Source organism: Mesorhizobium sp. B2-3-2 (genome assembly GCF_006442295.1).
In the GTDB taxonomy this organism is placed as follows: domain Bacteria; phylum Pseudomonadota; class Alphaproteobacteria; order Rhizobiales; family Rhizobiaceae; genus Mesorhizobium.
Genome location: NZ_VFWA01000026.1, coordinates 13,884 through 30,106, shown reverse-complemented (window position 1 = coordinate 30,106; position 16,223 = coordinate 13,884). Strand labels below are relative to the sequence as shown.

Below are 16,223 nucleotides of genomic sequence, written 5' to 3'. Positions count from 1 at the left end.
CCGCTTCGGGATCGAAGAAATTCGGGATCGACGGGTAGCTGATAGCCATCAGAGATAGCCTCCGAAGAGAGCGCCAAGGCCCTGGCCGAACCCGCTCAAGCCGCCCAACTGCTGCTGAGTGCCGGCCGCCGTCTGGTTGTTCGCGCCGAGCCGGCCATTGGTGACGTCGCCAAGCAGCGAAACCTTCTGACCCGCCGTGCCGGTGGCGAGGTTGGCGAGGTCGCTCAGAGCGCCCGCCTGGCCGGTGGTTGCCCCCGTATAGATGTTGCCCTGCTGCCCGCTGAAGCCGCTCAGACTGTTGAGCCAGTTCTGATATTCGTTGTTGGCGAGGCCTTGGGAGAAAGTCAGCGTGTCGAGCCCGGTCTGGCCGCTGTTCAACTGGCCGCGAGCGGCCGCGCTGCGGTTCAGGGCGTCTATGCCCTGCTGCTGCTGGAACTCGTAGCCGGGGCTGGTCTGGAATGCGGAGGTCGCATTGGCGTTGCCTGCCGCGCCGTTGACGCCAAGCGCATCGCCAAGCAGGTTCAAGCCCGACAGGCCGCCGCTCTCTTTGGCGAGGTTCGACCATAGATTGCCGACACCGCCGAGATAGTCTTGCGCCTGCTGCTGACCGGTGTCGATCGCAGCGGTGCCGGACTTGAGGTAGCCGTCCAGCGCCTTGTTATTCGCCGCGGCCGCCTTCTTCGTGGCGCTACCACCGAATAGGCTTCCGATGCCGCCCAGAAGGCCGCCGAGTAGATCACCAAACATGGCAGAGTTTCCTTATCGGAAGGATGCGACAAGCAGAGTGCGGGATGGCGCGCCGGATGTGCTGCCAGGATCCAGCATCTGGATGGAGGCGTTCGAAACAGCCGCAAGAGTGTTGTCGTTCGCTCCGGTGACTGTGCCTATCGGGGCCGCTTCGTAAACCTTGGTGGCGCCCGTAAAGGACGTTGGCGAAGGCGTCCCTGCGCAACTGGCCGCCGCCACGACGACGCCGTCCGCTTGTAGATCGCAAAGCGCCGCAATTGGGGTAGAAGCAGATATCGCGGATGCGGTGTCGAACGGTGTGTCGCTGATGATATTCACCGCGCGATGAACAAAGAAGAATGCCCCTATCGATCCGCCACCGCCAAAGGTCGCCACGACCGCCCCGCTTGTTCCTGTGGGGACGATCGCCGCGATGAATGCGACATAGTCAGAGTTCCCGGCGGCACTCGACCCAATCCGCGACCCGGAGATGATCGTCGGGACTACAACGCCGCCAATCGTCGCCGAGGCGAGCACGCTGGTTGATACCGTGGATGTCCAATGCACGGCAACAATGATGAGCCGGCGTGCGGCCACCGCGCCGAAGCCGACACCGGTAGACGTGGCAACCAATCCGGCGATGGTGGGCGTATAATCCGCCAGATATGAAATTGATGCAGGGGCGGAGCCACCGAACCGGTAGGGATCGATGATCATCATGGCGCCGGCCGCTGCCCGAATAGGGCGATCTTCAGGCCCTTTGCCGTCCCGTCTCCTACCTGGTCGATGTCGACGGTGAATTCGTCATCATCGGTCCATGTCGTATTGGAGATGACTGCCGCCGTCGCCGCCGTCTTTGAGGTCTTCTCCGCATTGTCGATGGTCAGCTTGGTTGAAAGGATCGACGATCCGTTCTTGTTGATATCGACGGTGAAGATCGCGCCGGAAGTCTGCGCTGTGGCAAGGGAAGCGCGCACCAGCGTGCCTGTCGCCGTGTAGGGGATTCGAAAGGTGAGCTTGGCGGTTCCCGCGGTGAGCGCGACCACCTCGTCCGAGGCAGCTCCGACGAGATATTCGTTCCAGACCTCATCGGGCAATGGCGTTTCAGGGATGTTGACCACTCTGACGGTTGCGCGCGCCACGAGGTCGAGCGCGCGCATGTACTGGTAGAATTCCGGTGTCGGCCGCCCATCGGCCAGGAACCACTTCGCGTTGACATCGAGCAGGGGTGGCGGGCTGTCGATCGTCATGCCGCGCGCGCCTCGCCGAACATTGACCCGCCGAGCAAGGTAGCCTCAACCGGATCGGCAATCTTCAGTTTCCATTGCCGGCCGATATCGCCAGTCAGCCCTGTCCTGTTCACCTCGCAGCGGATATTCTGCTGGCCCTGTGTGCCGAGATCCCGCAAAAGGGCATTGCCGAAGGTCACGCCACCATCGTTCGACCATGAGATAGAAACCTTCGGCGTGGTCTGGATCGGCGAAATACCTCGATCGATGCCGACACCGCGAACAAAGTCGAATGCCGCCTTGTCAACCGCCGTGCGAGCGGGGAAATTGTGCATCTGGGTTGACCAGAGCTCCCACACCAGAGGATCGAACGACAGCGGCCCCGAAGCCTCCCGCGTGGCCCGCTCGTTGATCCGATATGCGTTTCCGTTGGCGCCGTCGAACACCAGCCATTCGGAAAAAGCGTTGACGCCGCCTTCCATGCGCCATGTGGTGCTGCCCAAGGTCTGGCGCTCGTGCCATTCCGCTGTCGAGAGGTCATAGACCCATGTCCAAGCATCGGACTTCAGCACCCAGAAGGAATGCCCGGCGCAGATGTGGACGCTGGCGCGAAGCGTGGTGCGATCCGTGATGCCGGCAATGAGCCGGTCCAGTTCAGGGGTGGAAATGCGCGACGGCGAGTAGCCGTCGAGCCGGTAGACCACGCCATCATTGGCAACGAAGATCACCGGGCCGGGGAAGCCGGGTTCATAGCCTGCCACCGCATATGGCCCCCAAAGGCCGTACGGGATGACCGGGCCGCGCGTGAAGGGATAGCCGGTCGCATTGCCGGCGTTCGACCAGAACTCGGTTGAGGTGTCGCCCATAAGCGCTTGGTCGCGGCGGATCGGGATGCCGCGCACCAGGCCATCGACCTGCGATTCCGCCGTGACGAAACTGTCGGAATTGATGTCCGTGTCGTTCAGATCCGAGGCGTAGCTCTGCCCGGAGGCGGTCGTGTGGAAGAAATAGCCGTCCTGAAACGACAGCGAATTGGTGGAGGGCAAGTCCGGGTCGGAAAAGCTGACGATCGAGCTGCCCGAAACCTGATACAGACCGCCCGATGTCCAGATCAGGATCTGGTGCGTCGGGGAGCGCATGTTGTGCTCCATGAACACCCGGCCGGAACCGCCGAGCGTGCCGCCGAGCGCGGTCACGGTATAGTCGCTCCCGGACTTCGTGACCGTGTAGACCTTGTCGCCATTGGCGATGTACAGCACCGTCCCATCCAGCAGTGCGCCCCGCCAGCCGGCCACGCCTGCCGTGAACGCATAGTCGCAACCGGGCGCCCGCCGGTAGAGCACCTGACTGCGGCCGCCCTGCGGGGTCTTCTCGGCATAGCAGTTGATCAGCCGTCCGCCGTTCTCTGTCGGGTTGACGGAGGGCGCGGTCGAGGTCGGGAAGATGATCTGCATCAGAAATAATCGACCTGAAGCGGCTGGCCGGAGAGCGTCTGAGCCGTCAGTTCGCGCAACCTGCTTTCCGTCGAGAGGCGCAATTGTTCATTGCTCAATCCGGAATCGATCTGGGGGCTGCCGAAGTCGTTCGCGCTGGCGATGGCGAGGCAAATGGCCAACTGCACGAAAGCGTTGTCCTCGATCTGGTCAGGGTCTCCAAAGGGATAGACATTGCGGGTGGAAAGGTCGCTCAGCACCGGCTCGACATCGTCATTCACGACCTGATAGTCTTCGGCCGACGGCGATTGCCCTGCGGCAAGCACCTTCAGCTTCTGAAGGGCGCGGGTGACGAGCTGTTCGCGGGATTTCATGCTGAGCGACCTTGGATCACAGGTTCTGCTGCTTTTTGGCCGCCTTGGCTGCGCGAGCCTTGGCTAGCCCTTCGACTTTCGCCGCCTTGGCAAGCTCATCGTCGGCGTCATCCACCTTGAAAAATGGATGGCCGGCGAATTTGCGAAGATGCTTGGCGTCCGAAACGTCCACTGCCTTGCCATCGGCAAAGTCGTAGCCGTACTGACTGGTTTCGGCCGGCATGTCAGCCGCGGGCGTATAGGTGACTTTCGCCATGTCGCCCTCCTCAGTTCACCGGATTGAGGAAGGCAATAACGATGTGGCCAATGCCGGCGGATGCGCTAGCGGTGGAAACCACCTTCGCCTGCACCTTGCCCTGCCCCGAGCCAACGATATTGCTCACCACTTCATCGAGCGGGACGAAGCCGATCGTGCCGAGCGCCAGAACCGTTGCCCAGAGGTCGGTGCCGGAGTCGGTCGAGGGGCCGATGTCCAGCGTGTTCGTCGTGCCACCGTTGAAGGCGACCTGAACATGGACGCCCGACAGTGGCTTGAGGATCAGCGCACCTTCAGGAAGCGTGCCGACATCGACGGTCTTGCCGTCATCGGCATAGGTGATTTTCTTGTAGAGGTACTGGATGTTCTGATAGCCAGCATCGCGCGCCGGCACCTGGTTGTTGAGACCCATGGTCTTGTTCCTTTGAAAAGAGGGGAATGGGGCGGCCCGGAAGCCGCCCTATGATGATCAGGCGTCCAGCGGAGCCGAAACGAAGGTGGTGACCAAGCCCCACTGCTTCAGGGCCGTGCCGTCCATCGGGTGCTTCTTGAACATCTTGGCGGTGCCGTAGGCCATTTCCGTGCCGGTGCCGGTGATGAAGCCATAGTCATCCTCCTTGCGGAAAGTCGGCTTGGCCATCTGGCCCCAACCCAGCACCGCTGCCTGCTGGCCGCACAGGAACGCCGGCTCGACACGCGAAGAGCCATTGCCCGCCGTGGTCAGCGAGGTCCAGACATTGGTGACGAAGGCGGAGATTTCCGGCACCTGCCGGATGATCACGCCATCATAGAGCAAGTCGCCGTCCTGGAAGAGCGGATTCTTGTCCATGCCGTTGCCTTCACGGGCGCGGGCGTCGCGGTTCTCGATGTTGAGGTCGGCCTTCAGATCGCGGAAGGAGTTCGTCCCCGCGAACATGACGTAGTATTCATACCCGTCCCTGGTCTTGTAGGGGCGGATGGCCGGGCTCGCGTTCATGGCGATGCGCTTCGAAAGCGAAACGATACTCTTGGAGAGCTTGTCCGCCGTCGAATCGATGTTGCCAAGAGCGGTCGCATGGGTGGCGTTGTAATTGGCGACGGCCACGCCATAGAGCACGCGATCCGAATTGTCGGCGTTCCATGTGTTGCGCTGGGCGGCTGTCGCGGCCTCGTACAGAAGGCCATTGACGGTCATCCCGTCATCGGAACCAAGGCCAGACGGCGCCGCCTCGGAAGGCAACGACATCAGCGCGGCGATCAGGTCGTCCCGCTGGCGCTCCTTGCCCCAGTCAGAGAGCAGCGGCTTGGCCTCGCCGAAGATATCGGCGGAATCCTTCTGCTGATCGTTCTTCTTGGTGGCAACAGCATGGCGTGCCCAGTCGATCCAGAGCCGCATACCGTAGTTGTCGATCTTCTCCTCATTGCCGACGAGGGTACCCGATCCTTTGCCCTTGCCGCGAAGCTTGGTGACGATCGGGATATTCATTTGTTCGCCGCCGGCCTTCAGTTCCTGCCGGATGCGGATGATCGCATTGAGGTCTTGCGACATGTAAGGGGAGAACAGGTTCTCGCGAACGAATTCGCGATTGATCTCCTGCGTGTAGCGGACAAGCTTGTTGTTGTCCTGCACGTTGGTGAGGGCCATTGTCTTTTACCTTTTCGGTGGGCGGTGGCCGGTCAGGCGCTACCGCAGGGCGTTGGCGAACAACCCCGCGTCACTCAGGTCAGCTTCGCCTGGAGCGTTGCCGCCGGCAGGAAGCCGGTTGAGCGATGGGGGCAGGTTTGTGACGGGGTTCGACCGGTTGGTGTTGCCAGCAGCGGCGCCGCGAATGCGCTCCATGACCTTGGCCTGATAGGCCGGATCGGAGAGACGCTTCTCCAGTTCGGCCTCAAGCCATGCGTTCGGGTCGTTTCCGACCGTCGACAGGGTCTGTTGCCGCTTGTGCCAGTTGACGAGCGAGTCATAGGGATGCTCACTCTTCATCATGGCCTGGTATTCACCGGCATAGGCGCCGGGGTTGGCTTGCGCCGCTTCCACGAAGGCCTTGAAGGCGTTGTCCACGGTTTCCTTGCCGTGGGTCTGAACCGCGATCATCTTCGAGAAGCGCTCGTTCTGCTGCTGTAGCTGCTGCTGGACAGGCGTAAGAGCGTTGGCGATGTAGCCGTCGGGGCTTTCCCAGAAATCGACAGGCTTTTCCGGCTCGGCCGTCTTGGGTGCCGGTGCCTGACCCCGCTGCGAAAGCAACTGGATCTGGCCGCGCATCTCGGCGATCTGGTTGCGGAGGGTCTCCGCTTCCTGCCGGGCTTCGCGTTCCTTTTCCCTCGATGCATGCAGAGCCTGCTGCGGAACCTTTCCGGCCTCCGCTTCGACCTGCTGCTGATCGGCCTGCACTGCTGGAGCGGCTTCGGCTTCCACCTTGGGAGCGAATCGTCCCTGCTCGTCGCGCTGCTGGCCGTCTGTCGTCTGGGTTGTCGTCGCTTGCTCCTCCTGCGGGCCATTGTCCGCAAGGATGTCGTCCAGTTCCGTACCGGTCATTTCAGTCTCCAATTCGTTGGGAGGTCACGTTCGCCCGGGTCAGCCCGGCGGCGGCGGTCGCCCTTCATGGATGGCGGCTCCTGACGCTTTGACGTTGCGTCACACGTGCGCCCGTTGAGGTCGGCGGCACCTGTCGCCTAGGCGGGCTGCTGTGCCCGCTGTTTGGCGATTTGTTCGGCTTGCAGCGCTCGCTGCTCACCATTGATCTGGGCTATGTCGCGCTCATGCGCCTGGTCGGAGAGGTGCAGCGAGGTTTCGAGACCCGCGGCGATCTGCTGGCTGTCCATGTCGGTCTTGGCGCCGATGCGCGCGACTTCGATGGAGGTGAGCGAGGACAGAAGCGCTTTCTGCCAGTCCAGATTGTCCTTGCCGGAGGTGTCGGGCTGGCCCTGCATGGCATCGGCGCCGGCCTTGGCGGCATTCGCCATCTTCAGACGGGTATCCGCCTGCGTGTTGTCGATCTTGGCCTTGGCATCGGCGGCCTGAAGCTGCATCGCGGGCTGTTGGGCCTGCATGGCCTGCTGCTTGGCCTGCTCGATCATGCCGAGCACCTTCTTCTTCACCGAACCCTGGAGCGGCGAAAGCTCGATGATGACCTCTGGCGGCACCTGCTGGCCCTTCTGGCCCATCACGGACAGCGTGTCGTAGGCGTCGGCCTGCATGTTGATGGTGTCGGGGCCTTCATCGATAATGATGTCGACATCAAGGGAGCCGAGAGAGTTCACGATGGTGGGCTGGCCCGTGCTCGGATCGATCGCCAACTGGTTGACTGCGAAGAACTGTGCCACCTGCTGATCATCGGTCACGCGAATCCAGCGCTCCGCCGTCCAGTGACGCTGCACCGCATTCCAGATGGCCCGGTAGACGCGCAGCTTCCAGCCTTTGAAAGCCAGGAGATAGGGGCCAAGCTCGGCAATGCCGGCCTGCTGCTGCAACTGGATGGCGCGGCCTGACATGTCCTGCACACCAGAGCCGATCAACGCCGGGTTGAAGCCGTAATTCTCGATTTCCTGCTTGGCGTCGGCGAGGAAGTTCAGTTGCCCGGTGAGTTCGTTGTTTTTGGCGCTGTCGTCGAAGGCGGGCGGCTCCGTATTCGGCGGGTAGACGATGACACCGTCCGGGCGCGCAGCCTCAACACGAAGCTTCTCGACATCTGGATATGTGCCGTCCGCAATGATAATCCGGCGCGAGTTGAGCAGATGCAGACCCTTGGAGCGGCGCTGATTGATCTCGTCCTGGCTCGACTTCATGTTGCGCACGAAGCCGTAACGGTCGCCGTCCTGGTCCACATTGGCCGAGTACATGATGTATTTGCACTCGGTGCGCTCCTTCTCGTCCAGCAGATAGCTTTCGCCGGTGAGCAGGATCGTGGCGCCGGTGTAGAGGCACCAATACCACTTGGAGCCTTTCATGTACCAATGGTCCACCAGGCGGACCTTGCGGCCATCCTCCGACGAAGAGAACCACTTGTTCTCATAGTCCGGGTTGCTGGTGAGTTCGCTGCCTGCCTCAATGGCGGAGCGGATCTCGTCTTCCTTGTGAGGTGCAAGCTCGATGACCTGGTCGACGTCTGCCCATTTGGACACGCCCATGTAGCGGGCGTCGGAAAAGTCCATCTTCAGCGAGCGTGGATCGTAGAAGAACGACGACGGGTCGACATCCTCGAAGCCGACCTCCCTGTCGCCCCTGTCGCCTTCCTCGATGATGATCTCGATGCCGCCAATGCCATCGACAGCACCATTGAGCCCGGCGATCGGGGACTTGGCCGCCCATTCCTGCTCATCGCAGACATAGCGCAAAACCGCAGTGGCGATCTCGGCACCATCCTCATGCTTTGGCGTGCGCGGGAAGCCTTTCGGATCGGTGCGCTGCTTCTCCAGCAAGCCGACAACGGCGTTGATCTTGCGGCCAATGCGATTGTAGGTCACCACCGGCTGCTTGCGCTGATTGAATGCCTTGATCTGCTTATCGGTCCACTGGACGCCGTGGTAGTAGCGGCGCGCGTCCTGCTGTTCCTTGATCTCATCGCTCTTGAGGTTGAGATAGGTCAGGTACTGCTTTTTCAGCTCGCCATGCGTCAAAGCCGGCTGCTGCGCCGGATCGGTCGCGGTGACGCCTTGCGTCGGCCCGCTGCCTGGAACATATCCGGTCTGGGTCATCTATGCCTCAGTAAGTTTGCCAGTCGCCAGCCGCTTGTATCGAGGCCGCAGCGCGATAGTCGGTCGGCCTGGTCTTGTCGGCAGTGGCTGCGGGCGCGACCCATGGTCGCGACATCATGGCGTAGCGCCACTCGTCAGCAGCGTGGTCTTCCATGTCGGTGTCGAGGTCTTCCGGCCGCTTCTCGTCGTGCTGGAGGATGGGGATGGTCCTGATGCTGTCCCGACAAGTCGAGAAGCAGAAAGCCATCGCCCTGCCATCGGCATCACCCTTGAGGCGCTGTCTCATCATGTCCCAGCCGCCCATTGCCCCACGCTGTGAAACGCGTTTGTTGTCGGCGGGACGAAAGAGGACGCCGGCCATCCGGCTTGCTATTGATGGTCCGCCGTCTTGGCTGAACGCTGCGGGATCAAGCACGCCATACTGGACAGTTTCCTTGACCTCTCGGCTCTTGATGCCCTCTCCCACCTCTTCAGCCGTCAACTTCAGCCCCGTGTTTGGGCGCCCGGGCTGGCACCCATACCATTCGCGATACCGCACCATAGCGCCGCGCGGGATGATGACGCCGGACGTTGGGTGCTTCGTGTCGTCGCTGGCTATTGCCCACCATCCAATAGAGAACGGCTTGGCGCTGCCCCAGTCGCCGGACCGGAAGCGCAACCATTGCTCCGGAATCTCGAATGGCGGGATAACATGCCGCGCTTCGGACCACTCATCGAAGAACGCACCCTCGATGGCTGACCAGTCGCCATCCAGCCACGCTTTGACGAGCGCCTTGCCGCCGACCATTTGCAGGCGGGAGAGATACTTGGGATCGCCTTCCAGCAAAATTCGGTTGTCGGTGATGCGTGACGGGATGACCGCCATGTGATGGACAGATCCGTCTTCCAGCGTTCGCGTGACGACCTGCGGCCCGCGGGGGAACGGCACCAGGTTGTAGCGCTCCCTGATCCATTGCTGTCCCGAGCCGCCCGGATTGGCGGTCAGGATCAACTGGACCGGGACGCCCTGGGCAGAGCGCAGCACCCCGAACAGACGCTCGATCGGCGCCGGGTCAGGATATTGCCCGGCTTCCTCCACCCAGGCATCGGTAACGTTGCGGCCCTGGTACTGCTCGGCATCCGAGGTGGAATCGAGATAGGCGAAGCTGACCTTGCCGCCATTGGGCATACGCCAGATCAGCTTGCTCTCGTTGTACTTCCCGCCGAGCGAGCCGAATATCTGCTTGGAGCGCTCGATCGCATCTTCGGACGAAACCGTCGTGCGCCGGAACATGATGGCGTTGAACGCCTTGCCGTAGCGCTTTTCCTTGATTGCCCACTTGCCGAGAACGCCGTCGGTCTTGCCGCCACCGCGCGCGCCGCCAAAGAACACCTCAGCAACCGGGCAGTCGATAAGCGCCTTTTGCGGCCCTACCTGCGGCGCCCAGACCTTAATGCGTTGCAGCATACGCCTCCGACCATTCGTCGTCGGTCAGCGGCTCGTCCGATATCTCGTAGTTGTGGTTCACGTTCTCGGAGCGGTCGATGAACATGCCGATCTCTTTGCCCAGCAATTCAAGCGCCTTGTTGCTTGCGCTCGGGTTGCTTTCCTGGGTGTTCGTGGCGTTCTCCACCAATTTGGCGATGATCCACTCGCGGGTCAGGACCACACGATCCGCTGCCATCCCTTGCAGTTCGGCCACCCTCGCCGCGATGTTGTCATTTGCTGTCAGGCGAGAGGCATTGCCACGATCCGGCTTATACCCTGCCTCAGCATACGCCTCATCAGCGCTTTTGCCCTTGGCGAGGGCTTGAGCGAAGGCCTCATGCCGCTGGTTATCGAGGACAGGCATGCGAGCCTCGTTGAAACGCAAAGCGCCCGCGCGGGGCGTGCTGCCCTAATTATATACTTGACGTACCATCTGCGATTTGCGATAACGAATCCAAGGAGTTACCGCAATGTTCGATCTGACCGCCGCAATCTACCACGACGCTGACAAGGCCCGCGAGCATTTGGAAGCTATCCATTGGCCTCATGGTCCGTTCTGCCCTCATTGTGGCAATGCCAATCCTGAGCGCATTACGAAGCTGGCGGGCAAGTCTACTCGCCCCGGCGTCTACAAGTGCAACGAATGCCGCCTGCCGTTCTCTGTCACTGTCGGCACAGTCTTTGAGCGTTCCAAGATCGGCCTGCACAAGTGGGTGCTGGCTTCGCATCTCTATGCCTCGTCCAAGAAAGGCATGTCCGCGCATCAACTGCACCGTATGCTTGGTGTCACCTACAAGACCGCTTGGTTCATGGCGCACCGTTTGCGCGAAGCCATGAAGGAAGACGTGAAGTCGGCTGGCCCGCTTGGTGGCGAAGGTAAGACCGTTGAAGTCGACGAAACATACATTGGCAAGCGCGAGATACCGCGCAAGCCGTCGCCGCAGCGCAAGGGCCGCCCGTATATCAAGACTGAGCGCTGGATTACGAGATCCCAGACGGTCCCTCTGGCCGCCACCAAAGAGAGATGATGGAAAAAATGATCAAGCGCCGCGAGGAGATCGAAGCCTCATTGCGACATAAACCCTAACAGCCACCTCTCTCGCGAGGCGCGGTGGCAGCGGTGGATCAATCAATTCCAGCAATGCCAATTCTCCACCATCAACCATCTCTGGCGTGATTTCGATTTCATTTTCAGTGCCGGCCTGTCCCGGCTGCTTTATCGAATCTGCCATTGGTACGTCAAGTATATAATTAGGCGTGCTGCTGCTGACAATTTTCGGGAATGGCGCTTGTCTGCCATGTCCGGTGACCCGCTGTCAAGGAAAATGTTACGGCCCCGATACGATCCTTGCGGCTCAACGCTTCTTCGTCTGCATTCCCCACATAGCTGCGAGATCGTCGAGATCGGCTCTGAGGTTGTCCGCCATGGTCAGTCGCTCTCTCTTGTGCGGGGTGATCTCTGTAAGCGATCGGCCTTCGGCGCAGACCTTCTGGATGGTCTCAAACCCGCGCACGCCGAGCAGTTCCCTGCACCGCTTCATTTCCTGGGCGGCGATCAGCCTCGTGGCCACGACATCGCTCTTGCCGCCATCAACGCGATCGAGCGTGTAATCAATGCTCGAGGCTTTGCCTCCGGCTGTTTCCCAGAGCTCACGAAACTTGTCGGCCGCGCGCTTCTGCGAAAAGCCGAGGAACCGTCTGGCGAACAGCGTCTCGACCGCGCTCTCCTTCACATTCAGGTCCGCATTGATATGGCGCGGGTTGGTTGCGCCTTCTCTGTGGTCCTTCTGGAAATACGGGTTTTCGACACGAGCGCGGCGGACGTCCGTGTGGGCGGATGGGTTTCGGTTTGCCTTGCTCATGCCCTCACCTTCGTCCGCTCGACCTTGACCTGCTTGCCCTTAACGATGATGGCGCCGAGCGCCTGCTCCTGCTGCTCGGCCTGCCTGGCGGCGCGCTGCTCGTGCCATTGGGCGATGCCGAGGACGTCGCGGGCTTCCGTGACCTCGCCGCGGATCGGCGGGTTCAAGCGTTCGCGTACGTAGTCCTTGGCGGCCTGAAGTGCCTGCCCTGCCGTTGTGAAGGGTTCGCAGCCAGGGATGAACCGGAACGGTTGGCTGTCAAACAAGCGGTATGAGCCGCGATAGCCGCCGCGGACAGGCACGGCGTTGAACTCGGGGAGGAACGAGGCCGTCATGCGATTTCCTCCAATTCGTAGCGCGCGCGTTTCTTGGCGCCGCCCTGATTCATCGTGACCGTGACGCCGTGCGGCCTCAGCTTGCGGCGAAGGCTGGCAATTCGAGTCCGGAGAGAGTCGATGCTGGTATTGATGCCGCGCACGAGCTCATCATCGGATATAGGCTTGCCGGCCTTCGACATCTTCGTGACCAAGGCCTCCTCTGTTCGGGTCAGGCCAGAGATCGTCACGCGGTGACAGCAGTTACAAACTATTTCCATCAGTCGAATCCCTCGAACGATGGCGGCGCCTCTTCCATCAGCGATTTGAACAGCGTGAACTCGGCTTCGAAACCGATCTGGGGCGATTGGCCTGGTTCGCCGCGGCGGCGCTTATGGTTGATGATGGCTGCCTTCCCGCGCGATTCATCCATCTTCTGGACCATAATTTGCTTCTTGGTCAGTTCGCCCTCTTTGACGCGCTCTGGCGGCATGGTCGGGATCATCTCCCGGAACAGCGGCTCCGGGCGATAGAGGGAGAACCACACATCCAGAGCCTGCTTGATCGATCCGCCACCATAGGCGTCGCCCATGACCGGCCGGAACGCCGTGAACGATCCGCTCGATTGCCAGCGGCGCTTCCAATCATCATTCCTCTGGATGAGGATTACGACGGCCACGTTGAGGGTCTTGGCCAGCGCCTTGAGCCCGCGATAGAGCGCATTCACCCGCTCCGCGAACATATCCTTGGGATTGGGCAAGGTGATCATTTTCGCGTGGTCGATGATGATCAGGTCGAGGCCCTGGCTCTTGACCATGGCTTCGGCCTTGATGCGGATGTCCGAGAGGGTGCATTCGCCGAAGCCCACGATGTAGAAAGGCAGTTCGGCCGACGTCATCATCTCCTTCTCGAGATCGCCGGTCTCCTTGGAGTTGAGCGTGTAGGCGTCGATCCGACCGAGCGAGATATGCGCCTGCTGTGCTGCGGCTTGGAGTGCTGCCTCCTCATCCGTCACCTCGATCGAGAAGAACGCGCTCTTGAAGCCTTGTGAGGCGGCGAACCGGCATTGCTGGAGGCTGAAGGAAGTCTTGCCGCCGCCACTGTCCGACATCAGCCCAATGAGGTTGCCGCGGCGGATATCGCCGAGCGCTGATGTGATCTCTGGCAGGAACCAGGGAATGCGGGATGAAGCGTCGCCGCTCGACTTGGCCGCCTTGGTGATGGCGGTCGGCAGGATCACACCATACTGCAGCGAGGCGGCGCGTTCATTCCCTTCCCTGGCGATGCGGGTGAGCTCGTCGGCGGTGGCGCCGATGATCTTCTCCGGCGTCATGTCCACCGGCATATTGCGGGCCAGCGCGTCAAGATCGTTGGCCGCGGCGATTAGCTGATGCCTTGCCCACATTTCGATGATGCCGCGGGCGTAGTCATAGGCGCCTGACGTTGTGACCGCCTCGGAAAACAGCCGGATCACATACTGGAACATAGTCAGTTCCCCGACCATTTCCTCGGCTGGGATGTAGGGCTTGATGGTGATCGGATTGACCGGCCGGCCCTCGGCGATCATCGTGCCCATGACCTCGTAAAGACTGCCGTGCAGCTTTTCGCTGAAGTGGTTGGGCTTCAGGAACCCGGCCACGCGCCAATAGGCGTCATTGGTGTGCAGGATGGCACCGAGCAACGCGGCTTCGGCCTCGATCGCGTCGGGCAGCGGTTGCTTGAAGTCTCGGGGATGCGCGTTCATGCGGTCTCCATCATCCGAACAAGGCGAGCTGCGCCGGGGGAGCCGCGGTCGGCGAGGCGAGTTGCGAGAGTGCGAACCGCATACGCTGCTTGAAGCGGGACAACGCCGTTGCCGAGCATGCGAAGTCGGTCCACGCGAGCAATGTCCAGCCGGGAGGCCAGCCCATCAGCCACTCGACGAAAAGCGGGTTCAAGCTCCGGCGCTCTTTCAAGTGCGGCTTGCCAGTTTTCACTGTCACTCGGGCCAGGGGGGAATAGATAGCCATGGCTTGCCCCGTCAGCGTCAAGGTCTGCTTGGTCTGCTGAAGGTTCGCGTTCTGCCACTGGCCGCTCTCGTTCGACCGCGGCGTCGCCCATTGTGACGCTTGGGCTGGCAGTGGTTGACCGCCCGCTCCAAAGGCTTGGTTCGGCCCGCCCTTCTCCCCATCCGTTGCGCGAGGCGTCGACCAGGTCGACGCCTGCCATACCTGCTCCGTCGCATAGTCCAGCCTGTCCCCGCGCATCTTCCCGTCGGAACGCTCCAGCGTCGGTCCGCTGCCCTTCCAGTCGTTCGCTGTAGGCGTCGGCCAGGCCGACGCCTGGAATGCCGCTGCTGCGACAGCTAGAGGCGTCCCCATCCCATTGCCGTTGATCCCCTTCGCCTTCACTTCCTCGCGTCTCGCGAAGAATGCTTCTGGGTCGTGCCCGTCCCCGAAGTTCCCCGAGTCCGGCGTCGGCCACGCCGAGGATGAAGATGCGCTCGCGCTCATGGCTCGCGCCGACTTCCGCCGCCGTGAACAATCCTCCCTCAACCGCAAAACCCAGCTTGAGAAGGTCTCGACGAACTCTTTCCGCGCCAGCGATGTCGTCATCCCCCGGCGAGAGCATGCCGCCGACGTTTTCGATGAGGACGAACCAAGGGCGGGCCTGGACGATGATGCGGCGGGCCGGAGACCAGAGATCGCGCTCGTCGAGGCTTCCCCGCTTTTTGCCGGCAAGACTATGACCTTGGCACGGGATGCCGCCAATGAGGCCGTCCACGCATCCACGCCAGCGGAGGCCGTCGAAGGACTTGGCATCACTCCAAATAGGAGCCGGATGCAGGAGTCCCGCTTCCATCGCTGAAACCAGTTGCGCGACGGCGAAAGCTTCCCTCTCCACGAGCACGACTGAGCGAGCGCTTGGAATTGCCAGCTCGATGCCGAGATCGAGGCCTCCTCCTCCGGTGCAGATGGAGAGGATGTCGAGATGTTTGGAACGAACAGCCACATGGTTCACGCTGCCCTCGCCATCTTGAACCGCTGACAGGCCTCGCCGGCCATCGCTATGCCGACCGCTTCCGCGGCGTCCGCGTTCTTCACCTCGATCTTCAATAGGCGACAGCGTTCGATTGCCGCGCGCTTCCACATGGCGCGATCGAAGCCGGGTGATCGCCCCATGCCGAGGAAGTGTTTCCGCCATGTCGACGAAGCCACGCACTCCCAAGGAATGCGATAGGCCGCGATGATGGCGATCGCCGCGCCGGCAAGGCTGGAAAGCTGGAGCGCATTCGGATTGATGGTCTGCTCCTCGACCTCGCCGCCGAAATCCTGCCGCTTCTTCTTGAAGGAGACGACATTGCGCATGGGCTGCTCGATCGCCACGAAGTCAGGCCGGCCCGGCTTGAACATGGCGACCATCTGTGTTGCGAGCGAAGCCGCTTTCTCCTCGGCATTGTCGCCGGCCGCCTTGATGAGGCCGGTCTTGATAGAGGCCAGCGAGGAGCCCGGCTCGTACCAGGCGAAGCCGGTCACAGTGGCAATATCCAACCCGAGGATGACCAAAACCCCTACTCCGCCAAAGCAAAGAGCGCTGCCTTGCTGGCCGCCACGATCCGCTTGTCCGCTTCGGTGTCGCGCGCGGCCTTGTCCTTGGCCTCGGCGATCAGTTCGGCCAGATACACCGTGTCCCGGTCATATGCGGCCTTCAGGGCGCGCATGTCGGCCTTCAGGGCGCGCATGTCGGCCTCATAGCCGGCAAGGCGGGCTTTCAGCGCCTTGCGCGTGTCGGCGATGCGCTGCTGGCCTTTGGCGACCATGCCGCGATGGCAAGCTGCCAGCCGCTCTACCTGATCTTCCGGGCTGAAGCCTTTCGCGAGTTCGGCGTCGATCGCCTCGGCCAAGTGG

Annotated in this window: 21 protein-coding genes and 1 pseudogene; 2 read left to right on the top strand and 20 right to left on the bottom strand. The window is 61.7% G+C overall.

Features of this window, described 5'->3' with window-relative positions; genetic code table 11:
* Window positions 1-48: 48 nt before the first annotated feature.
* From FJ964_RS30420 to FJ964_RS30365, 12 genes are all read right to left on the bottom strand, one after another.
* Window positions 49-747 (bottom strand): hypothetical protein, encoded by a 699-nt coding sequence (locus FJ964_RS30420; protein ID WP_140554400.1) that lies wholly within the window; start codon window positions 745-747, stop codon window positions 49-51.
* A gap of 12 nt (window positions 748-759) precedes the next feature.
* A complete protein-coding gene (locus tag FJ964_RS30415) occupies window positions 760-1,446 on the bottom strand; it encodes a hypothetical protein (protein WP_140554399.1) in 687 nt (228 codons plus the stop codon).
* Complete coding sequence (locus FJ964_RS30410) at window positions 1,443-1,976, bottom strand: hypothetical protein (protein WP_140554397.1); 534 nt, start codon at window positions 1,974-1,976, stop codon at window positions 1,443-1,445. The genes FJ964_RS30415 and FJ964_RS30410 overlap by 4 nt, the downstream gene beginning before the upstream one ends.
* Window positions 1,973-3,409: a hypothetical protein gene (locus FJ964_RS30405; RefSeq protein WP_140554395.1), complete on the bottom strand. Its 1,437-nt coding sequence runs from the start codon at window positions 3,407-3,409 to the stop codon at window positions 1,973-1,975. Before FJ964_RS30405 ends, FJ964_RS30410 begins: the two co-directional genes overlap by 4 nt.
* Window positions 3,409-3,762, bottom strand: coding sequence for a hypothetical protein (locus FJ964_RS30400; protein ID WP_140554394.1), 354 nt, complete (start codon window positions 3,760-3,762; stop codon window positions 3,409-3,411). Before FJ964_RS30400 ends, FJ964_RS30405 begins: the two co-directional genes overlap by 1 nt.
* 16 nt (window positions 3,763-3,778) lie before the next feature.
* Complete coding sequence (locus FJ964_RS30395) at window positions 3,779-4,018, bottom strand: hypothetical protein (RefSeq protein ID WP_140554392.1); 240 nt, start codon at window positions 4,016-4,018, stop codon at window positions 3,779-3,781.
* A gap of 10 nt (window positions 4,019-4,028) precedes the next feature.
* On the bottom strand, window positions 4,029-4,430 hold the full coding sequence (locus FJ964_RS30390; protein WP_140554391.1) for a hypothetical protein: 402 nt from the start codon (window positions 4,428-4,430) through the stop codon (window positions 4,029-4,031).
* A 57-nt stretch (window positions 4,431-4,487) separates the two neighbouring features.
* A complete protein-coding gene (locus tag FJ964_RS30385) occupies window positions 4,488-5,642 on the bottom strand; it encodes a DUF4043 family protein (protein ID WP_140554389.1) in 1,155 nt (384 codons plus the stop codon).
* Between the two features lie 39 nt (window positions 5,643-5,681).
* A complete protein-coding gene (locus FJ964_RS30380; protein WP_140554388.1) occupies window positions 5,682-6,533 on the bottom strand; it encodes a hypothetical protein in 852 nt (283 codons plus the stop codon).
* 137 nt (window positions 6,534-6,670) lie between these two features.
* On the bottom strand, window positions 6,671-8,692 hold the full coding sequence (locus tag FJ964_RS30375; RefSeq protein ID WP_140554386.1) for a hypothetical protein: 2,022 nt from the start codon (window positions 8,690-8,692) through the stop codon (window positions 6,671-6,673).
* A 7-nt stretch (window positions 8,693-8,699) separates the two neighbouring features.
* A complete protein-coding gene (locus FJ964_RS30370) occupies window positions 8,700-10,139 on the bottom strand; it encodes a phage terminase large subunit (RefSeq protein ID WP_140554385.1) in 1,440 nt (479 codons plus the stop codon).
* The gene (locus tag FJ964_RS30365) at window positions 10,123-10,524 is read right to left on the bottom strand and encodes a hypothetical protein (RefSeq protein WP_140554383.1); all 402 of its coding nucleotides are present in this window, start codon (window positions 10,522-10,524) and stop codon (window positions 10,123-10,125) included. Before FJ964_RS30365 ends, FJ964_RS30370 begins: the two co-directional genes overlap by 17 nt.
* A gap of 106 nt (window positions 10,525-10,630) precedes the next feature.
* Between FJ964_RS30365 and FJ964_RS30360 the strand changes: the two are divergent.
* Window positions 10,631-11,125, top strand: a pseudogene (locus FJ964_RS30360) (IS1595 family transposase); the annotation flags it as partial.
* 75 nt (window positions 11,126-11,200) lie between these two features.
* On the opposite strand, the gene FJ964_RS30355 reads toward FJ964_RS30360, so the two are convergent.
* The 6 genes from FJ964_RS30355 to FJ964_RS31630 all read right to left on the bottom strand — a co-directional run bounded on the left by FJ964_RS30355 (window position 11,201) and on the right by FJ964_RS31630 (window position 14,828).
* Window positions 11,201-11,392 carry a hypothetical protein gene (locus FJ964_RS30355; protein ID WP_140554382.1) on the bottom strand — a complete coding sequence of 64 codons (192 nt, stop codon included), beginning with the start codon at window positions 11,390-11,392 and terminating at the stop codon, window positions 11,201-11,203.
* A 123-nt stretch (window positions 11,393-11,515) separates the two neighbouring features.
* Window positions 11,516-12,022, bottom strand: a complete 507-nt coding sequence (locus FJ964_RS30350) for a hypothetical protein (RefSeq protein WP_140554380.1) — start codon at window positions 12,020-12,022, stop codon at window positions 11,516-11,518.
* Window positions 12,019-12,357, bottom strand: a complete 339-nt coding sequence (locus FJ964_RS30345) for a hypothetical protein (protein ID WP_140554379.1) — start codon at window positions 12,355-12,357, stop codon at window positions 12,019-12,021. Before FJ964_RS30345 ends, FJ964_RS30350 begins: the two co-directional genes overlap by 4 nt.
* Window positions 12,354-12,551 (bottom strand): hypothetical protein, encoded by a 198-nt coding sequence (locus FJ964_RS30340; RefSeq protein ID WP_140554377.1) that lies wholly within the window; start codon window positions 12,549-12,551, stop codon window positions 12,354-12,356. The genes FJ964_RS30345 and FJ964_RS30340 overlap by 4 nt, the downstream gene beginning before the upstream one ends.
* Window positions 12,552-12,616: 65 nt before the next feature.
* Window positions 12,617-14,080, bottom strand: a complete 1,464-nt coding sequence (locus FJ964_RS30335) for a DnaB-like helicase C-terminal domain-containing protein (RefSeq protein ID WP_140554375.1) — start codon at window positions 14,078-14,080, stop codon at window positions 12,617-12,619.
* A gap of 10 nt (window positions 14,081-14,090) precedes the next feature.
* Complete coding sequence (locus tag FJ964_RS31630; RefSeq protein ID WP_246676235.1) at window positions 14,091-14,828, bottom strand: hypothetical protein; 738 nt, start codon at window positions 14,826-14,828, stop codon at window positions 14,091-14,093.
* Here FJ964_RS31630 and FJ964_RS31625 point away from each other — a divergent pair.
* A complete protein-coding gene (locus FJ964_RS31625; protein ID WP_246676234.1) occupies window positions 14,827-15,183 on the top strand; it encodes a hypothetical protein in 357 nt (118 codons plus the stop codon). The two genes, FJ964_RS31630 and FJ964_RS31625, sit on opposite strands and share 2 nt — an antisense overlap.
* 149 nt (window positions 15,184-15,332) lie before the next feature.
* Here FJ964_RS31625 and FJ964_RS31170 read toward each other — a convergent pair whose 3' ends face one another.
* Together FJ964_RS31170 and FJ964_RS30325 are read right to left on the bottom strand one after the other, a co-directional pair.
* On the bottom strand, window positions 15,333-15,851 hold the full coding sequence (locus FJ964_RS31170) for a hypothetical protein (protein WP_181172668.1): 519 nt from the start codon (window positions 15,849-15,851) through the stop codon (window positions 15,333-15,335).
* A gap of 35 nt (window positions 15,852-15,886) precedes the next feature.
* Window positions 15,887-16,219, bottom strand: a complete 333-nt coding sequence (locus FJ964_RS30325) for a hypothetical protein (protein WP_140554372.1) — start codon at window positions 16,217-16,219, stop codon at window positions 15,887-15,889.
* Between the last annotated feature and the right edge of the window lie 4 nt (window positions 16,220-16,223).